This is a genomic window from Spirulina subsalsa PCC 9445, assembly GCF_000314005.1.
Taxonomy (GTDB): domain Bacteria; phylum Cyanobacteriota; class Cyanobacteriia; order Cyanobacteriales; family Spirulinaceae; genus Spirulina_A; species Spirulina_A subsalsa.
Window position 1 is genome coordinate 1 of the sequence record NZ_ALVR01000010.1, and the last position, 17,441, is coordinate 17,441.

A 17,441-nucleotide genomic window follows, 5' to 3' on the forward strand; every position below is an offset into this window, starting at 1 on the left:
CAGGTGGATTTGATGGATGCTGCGTCCCTACAAAACACTGCTGTAGGAGACGAATACTGTGATTCACTTTCCTGTTTACATACACTGGAGCATTTTGGGCTTGGTCGCTACGGAGACCCAATCAATCCTCACGGATATATCAAGGGGATGCAGAATATGGCAAGGCTATTGAGGATAGGTGGCAAGTTATATCTATCCACACCCATTGGCAAAGAACGGGTAGAGTTCAACGCCAACTGGGTGTTTGATCCAAGAACAATTTTGAATTCAGCCAAGAAATTTGGTTTGGAATTAAATTCACTAACAATTTTTCGTCCATCCCTTGGTGTAGAAATTTCCAGATTTGATGAAGCGACACTTGATGTGTTAGCACAGCAATCCTACAATTTGGGTATTTTTACTTTTACAAAGATAGCAAACTCAAAGTCCATTGGCTTATCATCTGGTGAACAGCCATCTCTATGAAAAAATTTATACTTTCCCTTGTCGAACAGTTCCCCAAACTTGCCCAGTTTTATCGGAACAGCCGAGATCAATTAGATCGCAATCAGCCTGCTAAAGACACTCCTTGGGGCTTCAAGTTTGCTGGTCATGAAGAAATGGCTATAGGTACTTTTGAACCAAACGAAACTGGTCTAGTTCGGAATTTACTACAAGATGTTGACATCCTGGTGAATATAGGTGCTAATGTCGGCTACTACTGTTGCCATGCTCTCAGTCTGGGCAAGCCTGTCATAGCAGTAGAGCCCATCACCCGCAATCTACATTATTTAATGCGTAATATTGTGGAAAATGGTTGGGCAAAGCAGGTCGAAATCTTTCCCGTAGCACTTGGGTCTCAGTCCGACATCCTGAAAATCTGGGGAGGGGGGACTGGTGCATCCCTTATTAAAGGTTGGGCTAGCATACCGGAATCTTATGTTACTCAGGTGCCAGTGATGACACTTGATCGGATTCTTTGCACTTCCTTACAGGGTAAACAAGCGCTGATTCTAGCAGATGTTGAGGGTGCAGAGTACGCAATGCTTCAAGGCGCATTAACTACATTGCAAAATAAGCCCAAGCCGATTTGGATGATTGAGATTGGATCGACTTCACATCAACCAAAAGGTATTAAAGTTAATCCCCATTTAATTCCAACTTTTGAACTTTTTTTCAAGTATGGATATACTGCAAAAACTGCCGATTTAGAACAAATGGTAGTTGATATGCAAATGTTGCGTAGGGCGGCGAAAGGAGAATCAAAACTGCCATCTCACAATTTTTTATTTCAGTAAGACATTAAATGACTGTTATACACCAATCACCCAGGAAAGCATCTCGAAACCGATTCAGTGCAACCTCATCCGCATTTTTAGTGCTGGGTATCTTTTCCATCGTTTCTTTTCATATAGACATCTACTTTCCTATTGAGATTTCCATCGCTTCAATGACCTTGGTAATACTTTATTTTATCCGCCAATTCAAAACCAAGCGTCTGGGTATGTTGATGCTCGTATTACTGCTAGTTTACTTACTTCCTTTTATCCATATTCCACCTTATCTATGGTTTGACTTCAATAGCAAACCTTTAATCTTGTGGGGTCTGGCTGTTAACTCATACATGATCGATAGTTCAATTATTGAACTAACAGCAATGTTAGGTGCAGTAGGGGGATTGGGAATGGCTTTTGGTGTTTCCCTTCTTAGGAGCAGATTGATTAGAGATACTGGATTGAACTCTGATGGAAGCCTGCGTTTATTTCGTAGTCTTGCAACGCCTATTTGGCTGACTTGGGTGTTCATTGGCGTAGGTTTATCCTGGCTCAGTGCTCCACAGGAAACCATTTTTACTGCGACATATGCGACATCTGATTCTCTCCTTGGTGGAATAAATTTCAGTTCAGCTTGGATGATGTCCTATGTTATTCTAACCTTTGCTTTCTGTGATAGTCTACTCGACAGAAACCCTATTCGCAAAGCCATAAAACGAAAAATCATTTGGAGTTCTATTGCTCTCGTGGTAGTTTTTCTACAGTTGCTTCGTGGCGATCGGGAGTCAGTATCTTGGGTATTTGCTTTGGCGATTGTTTATTTTTACTGGGCTTCGGCTTTCACCCAGCGGAAAGTCAATATAAAAGTACCTTGGCTTAAATTAGTTTTTTGGGTTTTTGTCCTAGTTTTTGTAAGCATGATCGTAGGTAGCGTACGTCATAGCTTGACCGGAGCAGATTTAGGGCTTGCCACTGATACCATAGGGCAAATATTTACTTCCGATAACTTTGGATTCTCTAGCCTAGTTCACGGAACTTGGTCAGCGGTATTGCTCACTCCTTTGAGTGTAGCTGGAGATCACATCAACAACCTATTACCGCTCAAATGGGGGAAAGATTATCTAAATTTTTTCCTTTCCTTGCCCCCAGGTTTTCTTGCTGATGCATTTGGCTACGTGCGACCTATTGATAGTTTCGCTGGTCCCGCTTGGGAGATGCGCTATGGAATTGGTGGAACCCACGCATCTGTAGTACCTTTCATGAATTTTCGCATGGTGGGGGTTTTCCTGATTACTGCACTCTGGTCATATATTTTTGTCCGCTATGAAAGTTTCGCGATACGAAAGATTTCTGTCATTAATCTAAGCCTGCTGGCAACCATTGTGATGGCTTCCCCACATTGGCTTTGGTACGGAGAAAAATATGGTATTAATGCTATTATCCTGTGGGTAATATTTTCTTTTGTATATAGAATTTCATTGGGATTGAGTCGTAAACCATTCGGCACTGTGACAGATATTCTCATTAATGCCAAGTATAAAGTAAGTGGCTAAGATTATTGCCCGTATCCGTGGTGGCATTGGCAACCAGATATTTATTTATGCAGCAGCTCGTCGGTTGGAACTGATCAATAATGCAGAACTGGTTTTAGATAGTGTCAGTGGTTTCGTACATGACTTACAATATCGTCAGCACTATCAACTTGACCACTTTCATATTCCTTGCCGCAAAGCAACTCCAGCAGAACGTTTTGAACCTTTTTCTAGAGTAAGGCGTTATCTGAAACGCCAATTGAACCAGCGATTGCCATTTGAGCAACGCCGCTATGTAATACAAGAAAGCATTGACTTTGATCCGCGACTAATCGAGTTTAAGCCACGTGGCACAGTGCATCTGGAAGGCTATTGGCAAAGCGAAGATTATTTCAAGGATATCGAAGCAACGATTCGTCAGGATTTACAAATTCAGCCACCTACCGATCCAACCAACCTCGCCATAGTACAACATATTCACCAACACACTTCTGTTGCTGTACATATCCGCTTTTTTGACCAGCCAAATGCAGACACCATGAATAATGCCCCTAGCGATTACTACCACCGTGCGGTAGAGGCGATGGAAACCTTTGTCCCAGGTGCCCATTACTACTTGTTTTCAGATCAACCTGAAGCAGCAAAATCACGTATTCCCCTTCCGGATGAGCGTGTGACACTGGTAAACCACAACCGTGGCAACAAATTGGCTTACGCTGACCTGTGGCTAATGACTCAGTGTCAGCATTTTATTATTGCCAACAGCACATTTAGTTGGTGGGGGGCATGGCTAGCAGAAAATCAAAAAAAACAGGTGATCGCTCCAGGATTTGAGAAACGAGAAGGTGTAAGTTGGTGGGGGTTTAAAGGCTTGTTACCAAAGCAGTGGATAAAGTTGTGAAAATCATGATAGTTGGAGCTTGGCAATGGCTTCAATATGAGGACGCTTTTGCTAAGGGATTAAAAAAATATGGAGTAGAAGTTATTCCTTTCTCAACAAGTCATTTTTTTAATGGCTTGTTGGGTCATTATCAGTTAAAACTCCCTTTACGTGGACCAGCATTAAGTCAACTTAATCAATGCTTGACTAACGAAATTACAATAAAATCTCCGGACTCAGTATTATTCTGGCGTCCTACTCATATTTTACCAGGCACCTTAAAAAAAATTCAAAACTTAGGTATATCCACTATTTCTTACAACAATGATGACCCATTTTCTCAACGAGCAAGTGCTAAGTTTCCTTGGCATTACCACTGGCTTTGGTCACACTATCTAAAGTGTTTACCCTACTTTGATTTTAATTTTTTTTACCGATCAGTCAATTGTGATGAAGCGCGTGCCTATGGAGCACGCCACACAGAATTACTCATGCCATATTTTTTGCCCTGGCAAGATCAACCCGTTACTCTAACGAAAACAGAATATGAGCAATTTGCTACCGATGTGGTCTTTGTTGGTCATTATGAGCCTGATGGTAGAGAATATAGTATTTACAAGTTAATCAAGTCTGGAATACAGGTAAAAATATGGAGTGGATCTAATTGGGGTAGAGCTTTACCCCAAGAATATTACAAAAAAAATGGATCGATTTATCCAGCTTTAGGTGATAACTATACCAAAGCTCTTTGTGGGGCTAAAATATGTTTAGCATTCTTGTCAAAGCTAAACCGTGATACCTATACTCGGCGATGTTTTGAGATTCCGGCTTGTGGTCAACTAATGCTAGCTGAACGCACCGATGACTTGCGTCGGCTCTTCCAAGAAGACAAAGAAGCCTGTTTTTTTTCCTCTGATGAAGAATTACTTAGCAAAGTGCAATGGCTGCTTGATAATCCTAAAATCCGCCATCAGATTGCTTGGGCTGGTCAAAAACGTGTATGGGCTGATGGTCATGATGTTTACTCTAGAGTAAAAGAGTTCTTGAATGTAATTCATAAAAAACAGAAAGATGGTTGCTGAACCCATTCGATTCACTAAAGCTAAAAACTTGATTGCAAGTTTCATAACCTCTGATTTAATAGGATGGATAATAGGTAATATATTTAGGGATAATATTCCATCTCATAACTTGCCAGTTAACATTCAATGGGCTTCTTCTAAAATCAAAGCATCTATCTTTTTTAGAATTTATGAAAGTGCAGAAATAAAATTCATAAAACAATACCTTCCGTATAATATTGATGTTATTGAGCTTGGTTCAAGTCTTGGAATTTTATCTTCTCATATAGCTACACAGATTACTGATAACCATCGATTAGTATGTGTTGAAGCTAATCCAAAACTTTTAGATAGCATTGAATCTAATCTCCAACTCAATGCGAAACACTTGCTTACATACAACATAGTCAATGCGGCAATTGATTACAGAGGGAAAGATGAGATCGACTTTTTTCTTGGTGATCAAACTACAACTTCTTCTACTACCCAAATAACCGAACAAAAACAGGCAATCAAGTCAACCACTCTTAGTCAAATCGTTAAAAATTTTAATTTTAAAAAATATGCTTTAGTAATGGACATTGAAGGTGCAGAAATTGACCTCTTTCTCTATGAAACTGAAGTGCTTAAACAATGTGATTTAATCATTGCCGAATTACATGAAGGAAGATCGCTAGTCAGTGGTGTTTTCATGTCAGTTAATGATTTAATTCAATTAATTAGTACACGTGGATTTGCACTATCAAAACAACGTGGAAGTGTTGTTTTTTTTGAAAAATCAAAAATCATGATATGATTAGTAGATATTCTTTTAAAAAAGTTCACTGGTTTGCTGTTCAACCCACTCCTTATAATGATTTTCTTTTTGAGACAATAGATGTATCAAACATCTGTAATCTGATAGTTCACTATAGATTTAAACTTCTCTCGTCTCATCCGTGGATTTCAGAGCTTGCAAGAAAATATTCAGCTTTTTATTATTCAACTTGGTTAGGGATCGATTGGGCAAGTATCATGCTGCCCTTTCTAGAACCTACGGCAGTTTTTGTAATTGCTGGATGGGATCATCCTACTACTATTATTTTACTTTCTTTATTAAATATTCTCAATCGCCAATATGTGATTTGGACGGATACCCCCGATCTTCAGAAATTTAGACCTTCTATCCAATCCTTCCTAAGAGAAACTTGGTTAAAGTGGGTTTTTTCCCATGCTCTACAGGTATGGGGAACTGGCGTGCCAGGAACACTTGCTCTAAAGCAAATGGGAGTCCCTGAAGACCTAATTAAAGTTTTTCCGTTCTGGGTCGATTTAAAGGCTTTCAACAATATTAAGAACGTTCAAACATCTAAAGATGTCATCCGATTCATTAGCTCAGGGAGGTTAATTAATCAGATTAAAGGACATGATTTAGCTTTGCGAGCTTTGGCTAAAGCAATGCAGGGAAAGTGTCAAAAATGGGAATATATTTTAGTGGGTAGCGGATCAGATGAAAATGCCATCAAAAAACTGGCAAGTGATTTAGAAATAACTAACTGTGTAACCTTTACTGGATGGCTAGAGCCTACTGACTTACGCAATCAGTATCTTCGTTGTCACGTATTGATTCATCCTTCTCCCGTCCATGATCCGTTTCCCAATGCTGTTTTAGAAGCTATGGCTGCAAGCTTGGTTGTTATGGGTTCGGATGTATGTGGTTCAGTTATCGATAGGATTGAATCTGGAAAAAATGGATTTATTCATGAGGCTGGAAATTGGCTACAGTTAGCAGAACAAATTGAATTTATCATCGATAACCCGGCTTTATTAACAGAGTTAAGTCATCAAGCTAGAGTTACAGCAGAGTGTTGGCCTGTTGAGCGTGGCTTGAAAATAATTGAAGAACTTTTTAGTTAATAGGATTAAAAGTTAGCCTAATGTTTAAAAACTATAGAGAAAGAAAGATATACATTAGCTTTTATATTAATAGTTTATGTGTGGTCTAATCGGCATTGCTTCCTCCAGTCGCCAACCCAAGCACACTTGGCTCACTATTGCTCGTGACGCTCTGACCCACCGTGGTCCAGACGATGCTGGTGAGTGGTGGTCAAATGATGAACGGGTGGGTCTAGCACACCGACGTTTGTCCATTCTTGACCTGTCTCCTTTGGGTCATCAGCCTATGCACTTGGCTCAACAGGGACTCTCTATTGTTTTTAATGGTGAAATCTACAATTTCACTGAACTGCGGCAATATCTAGAGCAAAGGAGACATCGTTTCTGCTCTCAGAGCGACACTGAGGTACTGTTGGCTGCCTATGCAGAATGGGATACAGATTGTCTCACAAGGCTTAATGGGATGTTCGCCTTCGCTCTTTACGATGCTCGTAAAGAGCGGATTTTTCTCGCTCGCGATCGCGCAGGAGAAAAACCCCTCTTCTATCGGCTAGAAGGTGACACACTTTATTTCGCCTCGGAGCTAAAGGCACTACTCGCCCACCCATCGCTACCCCGGCGTATTGACCCCGAAGCCCTAGATTGTTATCTAGCTATGGGCTTTGTACCAGGTGATCGCTGCATCCTACAGGGCTACCGCAAACTGCCGCCAGCCCATGCAATGACCTTCGATCTCCATCAAGGTAACATTAACATCTGGTGCTACTGGCAGTTACCAGAACTAGATCCTGATGCCTCAACCATTGATCCAGTCCGACTTGTCGATGAACTAGAAACCCTCCTAGAAGATGCTGTCGGACGACAACTAATGGCGGATGTCCCAGTAGGCATTCTACTCAGTGGAGGGGTCGATTCTAGCCTGATAACCGCCATGGCAGTGCGCCAATCGAGTCAGGTGCGTACCTTTAGTATCAGCTTTCCTGGTCACGGCAAGCTGGACGAAAGCTCCCACGCCCGATTAATCGCTCAGTATTTCAACACGGAACACACTGAACTGGTAGCCGAACCAACCACGGCTGATCTGTTACCCGTTCTAGCCCACCAGTTTGACGAGCCTATGGTAGATTCTTCTATGTTCCCAACCTGGCTAGTCAGTCATTTAGTCCGCCAACATTGTACTGTAGCACTGGGGGGAGATGGTGGAGACGAACTATTTGGCGGCTATGAGCATTATAGCCGTCTGTTGTGGATGCAGGATAAACTAGCTCACCTTCCGTACTTTGTACGACGGAACACTGCCCACATGGCCGAGAAACTGCTCCCCGTGGGAGTGAAGGGTCGAAACTACCTACAAGGGCTAGATGTAGATATTAACTCCAGCCTGCCGCTAATTGCTAGCTACTTCGATCGCACCACGCGCCGCAACCTTCTGCGTAGTTATGGAGAGGCTACCTTTGTAGCCGAGTCTATCCGTGAAGCACGTATCCCTGGGGAGACCGATCTGCTGCAAAGGGCTACACGCATGGATTTTCATAACTACCTCGCCGAGGATATACTGGTCAAAGTAGACCGAGCTAGTATGCTTAATTCCCTAGAGGTACGGGCACCATTCCTTGATTACCGATTGATCGAGTTCGCCTTTGGCAAAGTCCCCTCGCACTTGAAAGCTACAATCAGCGATAAGAAGATTCTCCTCAAACACCTCACAAATCGGGTGTTACCACCAGAGTTTGACAAGCAGCGCAAACAAGGGTTTTCGATACCAATGGCTGAGTGGTTGAAGTCCGGACTATTTCGAGAACTGTTTTGGGATACCTTATCAAGTCCAGACTGCCTGTTTGATAAAAAAACAGTTCAAAATCTCTTGAAAGGACAAGATCAGGGGCGAAGCAACGGCGAGCGGTTATTTGCCTTAGTTCAATTTGAGCTTTGGAGAAAAACTTACAACACAAGTCTTTAATCTTTGGATAATGATTGACTAAGAATACAACTAAATGAAACCAGAACTTTTACGATATTTACGCTGTCCACAAAGTGGTCAAATCCTTGTGCTGGAAACATCGGATACAATCACAACTCCCGATCTAGAGTCTTCAAGGGAAATCAAGGAAGGGTGGCTAGTCAGTGAAGATGGACAGCATCGTTACCCAATTCGTAACAGCATTCCTCGTTTTGTACCTGAATCAAACTATGCCGATAACTTCGGTATGCAGTGGAATCACTTCGCTAAAACACAACTTGATAGCCACTCGGGACATCCGATTTCTGCCAAGCGGTTCTGGAAGGCTACCAACTGGAATTCTGATGAAATGAAGAAGTGCTGGGTTCTAGATGTAGGTTGCGGATCTGGGAGGTTTGCAGAAATTGCTCTGGGTACTGGTGCACAAGTCGTAGCCCTAGACTATTCCAGTGCAGTCGATGCTTGTTACGCTAACCTGAAACACTATCCCAACTTACATGTAGTGCAAGGCGATATATACGCACTGCCCTTTGCTCCTGAATCTTTTACCTTTGTTTACTCATTGGGTGTCCTGCAACATACACCAGATGTTAGTAAGGCTTTCGCTGCCTTGCCCCCCTTATTAGCAGAGGAGGGACAAATTTGTGTGGATTACTATGAGAAGTCTTTAAAAAGCCAGCTATTACCAAAATATTGGTTACGTCCGTTAACTAAACAGATGGATAAGGAACGTTTGTTTTCCCTAGTCAGAAATGCTGTAACTGTTCTGTTACCAATCAGCCGAACATTAGGGCACATTCCCTTAACTGGTAACTTGTTGAAGCGACTAATACCAGTGGCAAACTACGAAGGGATCTTGCCTCTGACAGAAACCCAATTGCAAGAATGGGCATTGCTTGACACCTTCGACTGGCTCTCGCCCATCTATGACAATCCCCAAACTGCTTCAACCGTAAGGCTGTGGCTAGAACAGGCAGGATTAAAAGACATTGAGGTGTTGAAAGCTGGACATCTGGTGGGTCGTGGACGCAAATTTTGAGGTCGTTACAGAAAACAAGAAATTAGTTGTTGGAATCGATGCAACTAATTTACGCCAAGGGGGTGGTCGTACCCATTTAATTGAACTTCTTCGTGCTGCAAATCCCCAAATACATCAAGTTTCAAAGGTGGTCGTATGGGGTAGTCAGTCAACACTTGCCCTCCTGGATAACACCCCTTGGCTTGAAAAAGTTAATCCACCGGCTCAAGAAAGCGGCTTTCTAAAACGCACCCTATGGCAAAAATTTCATCTCTCAGATGCAGCGCATCAGACTGGCTGTGATGTACTATTTGTACCAGGAGGGAGTTATTCTGGGAATTTTCATCCAGTGGTAACGATGAGCCGTAACATACTCCCTTTTGAGTGGCAAGAATTGTGGCGTTACCGTTGGTCGCTAACGACAGCAAGATTAATGCTTCTTCGCCTCACCCAATCACAGACCTATCGCTCGGCAGACGGTGTAATTTTCTTGACTGAGTATGGCAAATCTACTGTCGAACAAATAACGGGACTTTTGCAAAACACCATTATCATTCCACATGGGTGCAGCAACCGTTTTTCTCGACCTCCCCAGACACAAAAACCTATTGATACCTACACTACTGATCAACCCTTCCGGATTCTCTACGTCTCAATTATTGATCAATACAAACACCAATGGCATATTGTGGAGGGAGTCGCCAAGCTTCGCCAATGGACAGGATGGAATGTTGTATTAGAACTTATTGGATCAGCATATCCACCAGCACTGAAGCGCCTTAAGACTACTATTCAAAGGTACGACCCTGAAACACGCTGGGTACACTATAAGGGGGGAGTACCCTTTGACCAATTGCACGAAGTATACCAGCAAGCTGATCTAGGGATCTTCGCATCCAGTTGCGAAAATATGCCTAACATTCTGCTAGAAATGATGGCAACTGGATTACCTGTTGCATCATCAAACCGCAGACCGATGCCGGAAATTTTAGGTAATGCAGGAGTCTATTTTGATCCAGAAGATCCCCACGATATTGCAAATGCCTTACTTAAGCTCATTGAATCCCCCCATTTGCGAACTGTTCTGTCAAATTCCAGTTTTACGGCTTCCCAACAATACACATGGGCGCGTTGTGCGGACACAACCTTTGCATTTCTGACTGATGTTCATCAGAAATACGCCCAAAAGGAGAACCAAAACAGGAGATAAATAAATCGACATTCATTATTGATTACTGATTAATTACTAAGTCGACATCCTCCACCCCAAAAAACACAAGGTAGAGGTTTTCACAAGGAGATTTTGATGAAAGTTTTAGTTACCGGATCTGCTGGGTTTATCGGATCTGCCTTAGTCTTACAACTACTGGATAGAGGTGATACAGTAGTTGGGATCGATAACCATAACGATTACTACGATCCAACCATTAAAGAAGCTAGACTCCGCCGCTTCGCTCAACACCCCGCTTATACCCATCTCCGCATTGATTTGTCCAATCAAGAAGCCATCAAGACCTGTTTCCGCGAACATCAGCCTCAAAGGGTAGTCAATTTGGCTGCTCAGGCAGGCGTGCGGTACTCAATCGAAAATCCCCTAGCTTATGTAGAAAGCAATATCGTTGGCTTTACCCATGTCCTTGAGGGCTGTCGCCACCACCACGTAGAGCATCTGGTCTATGCCAGCACCTCTAGTGTCTATGGTGCAAACACAGCGATGCCCTTCTCTATTCATCAGAACGTAGATCATCCTCTCAGTTTTTATGCCGCAACCAAAAAAGCCAATGAGTTAATGGCTCACACCTATAGCCATCTCTACCAATTGCCCACCACGGGTCTACGTTTTTTCACGGTCTATGGCCCATGGGGCAGACCAGATATGGCCTTATTCAAGTTCACCAAAGCTATCCTAGCAGGTGAACCCATTCAAGTGTTTAATTACGGGAAACACCGACGCGACTTCACCTACATTGATGACCTCGTTGAGGGAATCATACGAGTGCTAGATTGTCCAGCTTCAAGTAATTCCCATTGGAACGGGTCACAGCCGGATCCAGGTACAAGCAAAGCTCCATGGCGGGTTTACAATATTGGGAATAACAACCCAGTAGAGTTGATGCACTACATCACGGCTTTAGAAAATGCTTTAGGTAGACAAGCAAAAATGGAACTTCTGCCCTTACAACCAGGTGACGTACCCGACACCTATGCAGATGTGCAAGATTTAGTGGAACAGTTCAACTACCAACCATCTACACCAATTGAAGACGGTATTGCTAATTTTGTGGCCTGGTATCGAGACTATTTCAAGATTTAAAGTAATCCAATGATATTATCAGACATTCGGCTAGGCATCATTGGTTTAGGTTATGTGGGTCTTCCTTTAGCTGTTGAATTTGGGCGTAGACGTTTGGTAGTGGGTTTTGACATCAATCAAAGCCGTATCCAGCAACTTAAATCTGGTGATGATATTACATTGGAAACCACCCCAGACGAACTCAAATCCGCTACTTATCTCAGCTACACCACAAATCCTGATGATTTGCGAGGTTGTAACTGTTACATCATTACAGTCCCAACACCGATTGACCAATACAAACGCCCAGATATTACACCCCTCCTCAAAGCAAGCGAAACAGTGGGTAGGGTGCTGGAGCAAGGAAATATTGTTATTTATGAATCGACCGTCTATCCAGGCTGTACCGAAGAAGACTGTGTACCCGTCCTCGAAAAATACTCAGGCTTAATATTCAACCAAGACTTTTTCTGTGGTTACTCTCCTGAGCGTATCAACCCAGGGGATAAAACACACCGCCTCACCACCATCAAGAAGGTCACGTCTGGATCCACGCCCGATATCGCCGATCTCATCGACGCTCTCTACAACGAAATCATTACAGCAGGCACGCATAAAGCAGAAAGCATCAAAGTGGCTGAGGCCGCCAAGGTGATCGAAAATACCCAACGCGATCTCAACATTGCACTAATCAACGAATTAGCCCTAATTTTTAACAAACTAGGGATCGACACTGAATCGGTACTAAACGCTGCTGGGAGTAAATGGAACTTTCTGCCTTTCCGCCCTGGACTGGTAGGTGGTCACTGCATTGGCGTGGATCCATATTACCTGACCCATAAAGCCCAGTCCATTGGCTACCACCCAGAAATTATATTGGCCGGTCGTCGTCTCAATGACAACATGGGTAGTTATGTGGTCGGGCAGCTGATCAAAGCAATGACTCAAAGAGAGCTTCAAGTTAGTGGAGCTAGGGTTTTAGTTATGGGTCTTACCTTTAAAGAAAACTGCCCTGACTTACGCAACATCCGAGTAGTTGATATAATCACGGAGTTAAAAGCCTATAACTGTAACGTCGATGTTTATGATCCATGGGCTTCTCATGAAGAGTCGTGGCGTGAATACGGCCTTACTCTTCTAGCTTCACTCCCCTCTTGTGCAGGAAAATATCCTAGGCATGAGAATATTTATGATGCTATCATCTTGGCAGTTGCACATAATGAGTTCAAGGAAATGGGTGCTACAGATATCCGCGCCCTCTGCAAGCCTAACGGTCTTCTATACGATCTCAAATATTTGCTGAATGCTGAAGAAGCTGACCTCAGACTGTGATGTGTTTTAACCAAAATCGCCAATTCATCGCCCACTCTAACTTTGGTTTAGTCGAGGAGATCCAGCGAGTAATTCTTCCCTACATGAACTCATGTGTGGTATAGCTGGTTATTTCTTCACATCCAATAACTTACCCTTGGCTGCCGCATTGTTTTCCGCAAAGACAAACCTAGTTCACCGTGGACCGGATGATTCGGGTGTATTTGAGGATAATGAGCATGGGGTGGGTCTTGTCCACACACGACTGTCGATCCTTGACCTCTCGCCCCTAGGACATCAACCCATGACCAGTGGGGATGGTCGGGTGGTGCTGGTGTTCAACGGAGAAATCTACAATTTTCAGGAATTACGAGTAGAACTGGAGACAGAAGGTTATAGCTTCCGAGGCCATTCAGATACTGAGGTGTTGCTCAACTTTTATCTCTCTCAGAGAGAGTCTGTTGACGGGGTGAAGGGGATGCTACGGCGACTCAATGGCATCTTTGCTTTTGCAATATGGGATGCTGATCATGAGGCACTGCTTTTAGTGCGGGACGCTCTGGGTGTCAAGCCCCTCTACTACAGTGCCACGCAGGAGGGTCTAGCATTCGCTAGTGAAATCAAGGCTTTGCTGCCTTTGCTGCCGAGGGGAAACAACCTGTCAGATAGCCCATTGGGAAACTTAGATGCTCCTGCAATTGATCGCTATCTCAGTTTCCTCTGGTGTCCAGGAGCAGGTACACCCACTCAAGCCATACGCCAACTCGGCACAGGTGAAGGAATGTGGGTAAAGAATGGCGCGATCGCCGCCCCCTTCACTTGGTATCGTTTACCCGCGTTCCATCCTCACCCCTGGGAAGATAAAACAAGACCGCGATCGCCAGCCCAACTGACGGTAACAGAAGCAATCCATGGCACTGAGCAACACCTCCGTCAGGCCGTACACCGCCAAATGGTCGCTGATGTCCCCGTGGGAGCTTTTCTCTCTGGTGGACTAGACTCCAGCAGTATCGTCACCTTTGCCCGAGAGCATAATCCAAGCCTCCAGTGTTTCACGATTGAGGTCACAGGACTTCAAGAAGAGGGTATCACCGACGATCTCCCCTACGCCCGTCGGGTTGCTGAACATTTAAACGTGCCGCTAGAAGTTGTCCAAATCGATGCAGCACGCATGGCAGAGGATCTTCCTGCAATGGTAGCCCAACTAGATGAACCCCTCGCCGATCCAGCACCGCTCAATGTCCTGTACATCAGTCGCCTCGCCCGTGAACAGGGCATCAAAGTGCTACTATCCGGGGCCGGAGGCGATGACCTGTTTACTGGTTATCGTCGCCACCAAGCCCTCATGATGGAACGTTATTGGACTTGGCTCCCTCAATCTATCCGAGTACAGCTAGAACGCTTGACAGGTGGTTTAGATCAACGGAGATCGCTCACTCGGCGATTACGCAAGCTTTTTCACGGTGCAGCCCTAGAAGGCGATGCCCGACTGGTGAACTATTTTCGCTGGGTTGATCGAAAAGATTTAATTGCCCTTTATACCCCAGACTTTCGGGCTGCCTTGGGCAATTCTCAAGCGGAAGAACCTATGCTCGATTTCCTGTCTGAACTGCCCCCTGAGACTCATCCAGTGGAACGACTATTAGCCCTAGAACAACGTTTTTTTCTCACCGATCACAACCTCACCTACACCGATAAAATGTCAATGGCAGTGGGTGTTGAGGTGCGAGTCCCGTTCTTAGACCTCGACTTGGTTGAATTTGCTGCCCAAATTCCCCCCCGATATAAACAACGCGGTCGTGAAGGGAAATGGGTGCTGAAAAAAGCCATGGAACCCTATTTACCTCAAGATATTATCTATCGACCTAAATCAGGTTTTGGTGCGCCTCTACGACGCTGGATGCGCCATGAATTGCGCGAACTATTAGCTGATGTGCTGAGTGAACAAAGCCTGAAACATAGAGGCTTGTTTGATCCTGCGGCTGTACAGCGACTGATTGCTGACAATGACAAAGGAACAATCGATGCTAGCTATACTTTGCTTTCCTTGATTTGTATTGAGCTTTGGTGTCGGCAATTTGTGGATCAAACAGAATCAAAATACAAGTCTTTCCAGTCTCCATGAAACAAATCCTCCAATCCCTCACCACTGGTCAAACTGAAATTCAGGACATCCCCGCCCCCGCCCTCCAACCCGGTAAACTCCTCATCCGTACCCATAACTCTTTAGTCTCCGCCGGAACCGAGCGGATGCTAGTAGAATTCAGCCAAGCCAACTGGCTCGACAAAGCCCGCCAACAACCGGATAAAGTTCGTCAAGTCCTCGATAAAGTCAGCAGCGATGGCCTCCTCACCACCCTCGATGCGGTTCAGAGCAAACTCGACCAACCTCTCCCCTTGGGCTACTGTAATGTGGGTACAGTCATCGGCGTAGGAACAGGCGTAACAAGCTTTCAGGTGGGCGATCGCGTCATCTCCAACGGCCCCCATGCCGAAATCGTTTGCGTCCCCCAAAACCTCTGCGCCAAAATTCCCCAAGCCGTCACCAATGAAGCAGCCGTCTTTACCGTCGTCGCCGCCATCGGTTTACAAGGCATTCGCCTTGCCCAACCCACCCTAGGGGAATGCTTTGTTGTCACAGGTTTAGGGTTAATTGGTCTTCTCACCGCCCAACTCCTCAAAGCCCAAGGTTGCCGCGTGTTAGGCCTTGACTTTGCCCCCGATAAATTAGCCCTTGCTCAAAAACTGGGCATTGACACCCTTAACCTCAGCCAAAGCGACCCCATCGCCCTAGCCCGTGAATTTTCACGGGGGGCGGGAGTTGATGGCGTGCTGATCACCGCCGCCACCCAAAGCAGCGAACCCGTCCACCAAGCCGCCCGGATGTGCCGGAAGCGCGGTCGCATTGTTTTAGTGGGAGTCACAGGTCTAGAACTGTCGAGGGCCGACTTCTACGAAAAAGAACTCAGCTTTCAAGTCTCCTGTTCCTATGGCCCCGGTCGCTATGACTCCAACTACGAGCAGAAGGGGCAAGACTACCCCATTGGCTTTGTCCGTTGGACAGAGCAACGGAACTTTGAAGCGGTACTCGATACCCTCGCCAGTGGTCAACTCCAGACAGAGCCACTGATTTCCCATCGTTTTCCCATAGACCAAGCCGATCAAGCCTACGCCGTCCTCACGGGCAATCAACCCTACCTTGGCATTGTCCTCAACTACCCCACCCCGACCGAACCTAACTCAACCGTCTCCCTCAAACCCGCCCCAGAGCAGTCCCCCTCTAGCCCCGCTCAGGTTATTGTCGGCTGCATTGGCGCGGGGAACTATGCCAGCCGTATCCTTCTTCCCGCCTTGGCCCAAACCTCAGCCCAACTGCATACCCTCGCCGCCACCTCTGGGGTCAATATCACCCACTATGGCCGCAAATTGGGCTTTCAACAGGTCACAACCGAATCAGATTCCCTTTTCACCGACTCCACAATTAACACGGTGGTCATCGCCACCCGCCACGATAGCCATGCTGAGTTAGTTTGTCGCGCCTTCGCTACGGGTAAGCACGTCTTTGTGGAAAAACCCTTAGCCCTGAATCAAACCGAACTAGAGCAAATTCAGCAGGCTTACCAAGCGGCCTTGGGTCAGGGTCAGCCCTGCCAGTTAATGGTCGGTTTTAACCGCCGCTTTGCCCCCCTCGTGCAACAGATGCACCGCCTTTTACAAACCGTGACTGCCCCCAAGGCCTTGATCATGACCGTCAATGCAGGGGCTATTCCAGCCGACCACTGGACGCAAGATCCAGCAATGGGTGGAGGACGGATTATCGGTGAAGCCTGCCACTTTGTTGATCTCCTGCGTTTTCTGGTTGGACAACCGATCCAAAGTTGGCACCGCACAGCCCTAGCAGACTCGAAACCCTGTCCAGATACCGTCACCCTCAGTCTGACCTTTACCGATGGCTCTATCGGCACGATTCACTATTTCGCCAATGGTGCCAAGTCTTTTCCCAAGGAACGATTAGAGGTGTTCTGTGGCGATCGCATTCTCCAGTTAGATAATTACCGCACTCTCAAAGGCTGGGGGTGGCCTCAATTTAAATACCAGAACCAATGGCGGCAGGATAAGGGACAAAAAGCCTGTCTCACGGCTTTTGTGAGTGCGATCGCCACAGGGACACCCACCCCCATTCCCGTAGAAGAACTAATTGAAGTCAGTCAGGCTATTCTAGCGATGGCTGAACCTTGATTCACAATAAAACTTTAAC

General features: G+C 45.2%; 14 protein-coding genes. All 14 read left to right on the forward strand.

All coding sequences use genetic code 11. The annotated features are described in order from the left end of the window. On the forward strand, positions 1–465 hold a 465-nt coding region (locus SPI9445_RS23695), incomplete at its 5' end, for a DUF268 domain-containing protein (RefSeq protein WP_164674425.1). Beyond that, complete coding sequence (locus SPI9445_RS0100010; protein WP_017302656.1) at positions 462–1,277, forward strand: FkbM family methyltransferase; 816 nt, start codon at positions 462–464, stop codon at positions 1,275–1,277. The genes SPI9445_RS23695 and SPI9445_RS0100010, both read left to right, overlap by 4 nt. 8 nt (positions 1,278–1,285) lie before the next feature. Next, positions 1,286–2,806 carry a hypothetical protein gene (locus SPI9445_RS0100015; protein WP_164674426.1) on the forward strand — a complete coding sequence of 507 codons (1,521 nt, stop codon included), beginning with the start codon at positions 1,286–1,288 and terminating at the stop codon, positions 2,804–2,806. Then, on the forward strand, positions 2,799–3,686 hold the full coding sequence (locus SPI9445_RS0100020) for an alpha-1,2-fucosyltransferase (protein WP_017302658.1): 888 nt from the start codon (positions 2,799–2,801) through the stop codon (positions 3,684–3,686). Before SPI9445_RS0100015 ends, SPI9445_RS0100020 begins: the two co-directional genes overlap by 8 nt. Then, the gene (locus tag SPI9445_RS0100025) at positions 3,671–4,747 is read left to right on the forward strand and encodes a CgeB family protein (RefSeq protein WP_017302659.1); all 1,077 of its coding nucleotides are present in this window, start codon (positions 3,671–3,673) and stop codon (positions 4,745–4,747) included. The genes SPI9445_RS0100020 and SPI9445_RS0100025 overlap by 16 nt, the downstream gene beginning before the upstream one ends. Beyond that, positions 4,737–5,522 (forward strand): FkbM family methyltransferase, encoded by a 786-nt coding sequence (locus tag SPI9445_RS0100030; protein ID WP_017302660.1) that lies wholly within the window; start codon positions 4,737–4,739, stop codon positions 5,520–5,522. The genes SPI9445_RS0100025 and SPI9445_RS0100030 overlap by 11 nt, the downstream gene beginning before the upstream one ends. Then, entirely contained in the window at positions 5,519–6,622 is a 1,104-nt protein-coding gene (locus SPI9445_RS0100035) for a glycosyltransferase family 4 protein (protein WP_017302661.1), read from the forward strand. The genes SPI9445_RS0100030 and SPI9445_RS0100035 overlap by 4 nt, the downstream gene beginning before the upstream one ends. A gap of 76 nt (positions 6,623–6,698) precedes the next feature. Then, positions 6,699–8,561: an asparagine synthase (glutamine-hydrolyzing) gene (gene asnB / locus SPI9445_RS0100040; RefSeq protein ID WP_017302662.1), complete on the forward strand. Its 1,863-nt coding sequence runs from the start codon at positions 6,699–6,701 to the stop codon at positions 8,559–8,561. Between the two features lie 34 nt (positions 8,562–8,595). Then, the gene (locus SPI9445_RS0100045) at positions 8,596–9,600 is read left to right on the forward strand and encodes a class I SAM-dependent methyltransferase (RefSeq protein ID WP_017302663.1); all 1,005 of its coding nucleotides are present in this window, start codon (positions 8,596–8,598) and stop codon (positions 9,598–9,600) included. Beyond that, positions 9,584–10,789, forward strand: coding sequence for a glycosyltransferase family 4 protein (locus SPI9445_RS0100050; protein ID WP_017302664.1), 1,206 nt, complete (start codon positions 9,584–9,586; stop codon positions 10,787–10,789). The genes SPI9445_RS0100045 and SPI9445_RS0100050 overlap by 17 nt, the downstream gene beginning before the upstream one ends. 96 nt (positions 10,790–10,885) lie before the next feature. Continuing rightward, a complete protein-coding gene (locus SPI9445_RS0100055; protein WP_017302665.1) occupies positions 10,886–11,893 on the forward strand; it encodes an NAD-dependent epimerase in 1,008 nt (335 codons plus the stop codon). A 9-nt stretch (positions 11,894–11,902) separates the two neighbouring features. After that, a complete protein-coding gene (gene tviB / locus SPI9445_RS0100060) occupies positions 11,903–13,204 on the forward strand; it encodes a Vi polysaccharide biosynthesis UDP-N-acetylglucosamine C-6 dehydrogenase TviB (RefSeq protein WP_017302666.1) in 1,302 nt (433 codons plus the stop codon). Positions 13,205–13,295: 91 nt separating this feature from the next. Next, the gene (gene asnB / locus SPI9445_RS0100065) at positions 13,296–15,308 is read left to right on the forward strand and encodes an asparagine synthase (glutamine-hydrolyzing) (protein WP_026079419.1); all 2,013 of its coding nucleotides are present in this window, start codon (positions 13,296–13,298) and stop codon (positions 15,306–15,308) included. Continuing rightward, positions 15,305–17,422, forward strand: coding sequence for a bi-domain-containing oxidoreductase (locus SPI9445_RS0100070; protein WP_017302668.1), 2,118 nt, complete (start codon positions 15,305–15,307; stop codon positions 17,420–17,422). The genes asnB (SPI9445_RS0100065) and SPI9445_RS0100070 overlap by 4 nt, the downstream gene beginning before the upstream one ends. The last annotated feature ends 19 nt before the right edge of the window (positions 17,423–17,441 follow it).

Excerpts from the sequence above, each read along its gene's own strand:
- SPI9445_RS0100010 (WP_017302656.1), top strand. The coding sequence starts at position 462 with ATGAAAAAATTTATACTTTCCCTTGTCGAACAGTTCCCCAAACTTGCC.
- SPI9445_RS0100015 (WP_164674426.1), top strand. The coding sequence starts at position 1,286 with ATGACTGTTATACACCAATCACCCAGGAAAGCATCTCGAAACCGATTC.
- SPI9445_RS0100030 (WP_017302660.1), top strand. The coding sequence starts at position 4,737 with ATGGTTGCTGAACCCATTCGATTCACTAAAGCTAAAAACTTGATTGCA.
- SPI9445_RS0100035 (WP_017302661.1), top strand. The coding sequence starts at position 5,519 with ATGATTAGTAGATATTCTTTTAAAAAAGTTCACTGGTTTGCTGTTCAA.
- asnB (WP_017302662.1), top strand. The coding sequence starts at position 6,699 with ATGTGTGGTCTAATCGGCATTGCTTCCTCCAGTCGCCAACCCAAGCAC.
- SPI9445_RS0100045 (WP_017302663.1), top strand. The coding sequence starts at position 8,596 with ATGAAACCAGAACTTTTACGATATTTACGCTGTCCACAAAGTGGTCAA.
- SPI9445_RS0100055 (WP_017302665.1), top strand. The coding sequence starts at position 10,886 with ATGAAAGTTTTAGTTACCGGATCTGCTGGGTTTATCGGATCTGCCTTA.
- tviB (WP_017302666.1), top strand. The coding sequence starts at position 11,903 with ATGATATTATCAGACATTCGGCTAGGCATCATTGGTTTAGGTTATGTG.
- asnB (WP_026079419.1), top strand. The coding sequence starts at position 13,296 with ATGTGTGGTATAGCTGGTTATTTCTTCACATCCAATAACTTACCCTTG.
- SPI9445_RS0100070 (WP_017302668.1), top strand. The coding sequence starts at position 15,305 with ATGAAACAAATCCTCCAATCCCTCACCACTGGTCAAACTGAAATTCAG.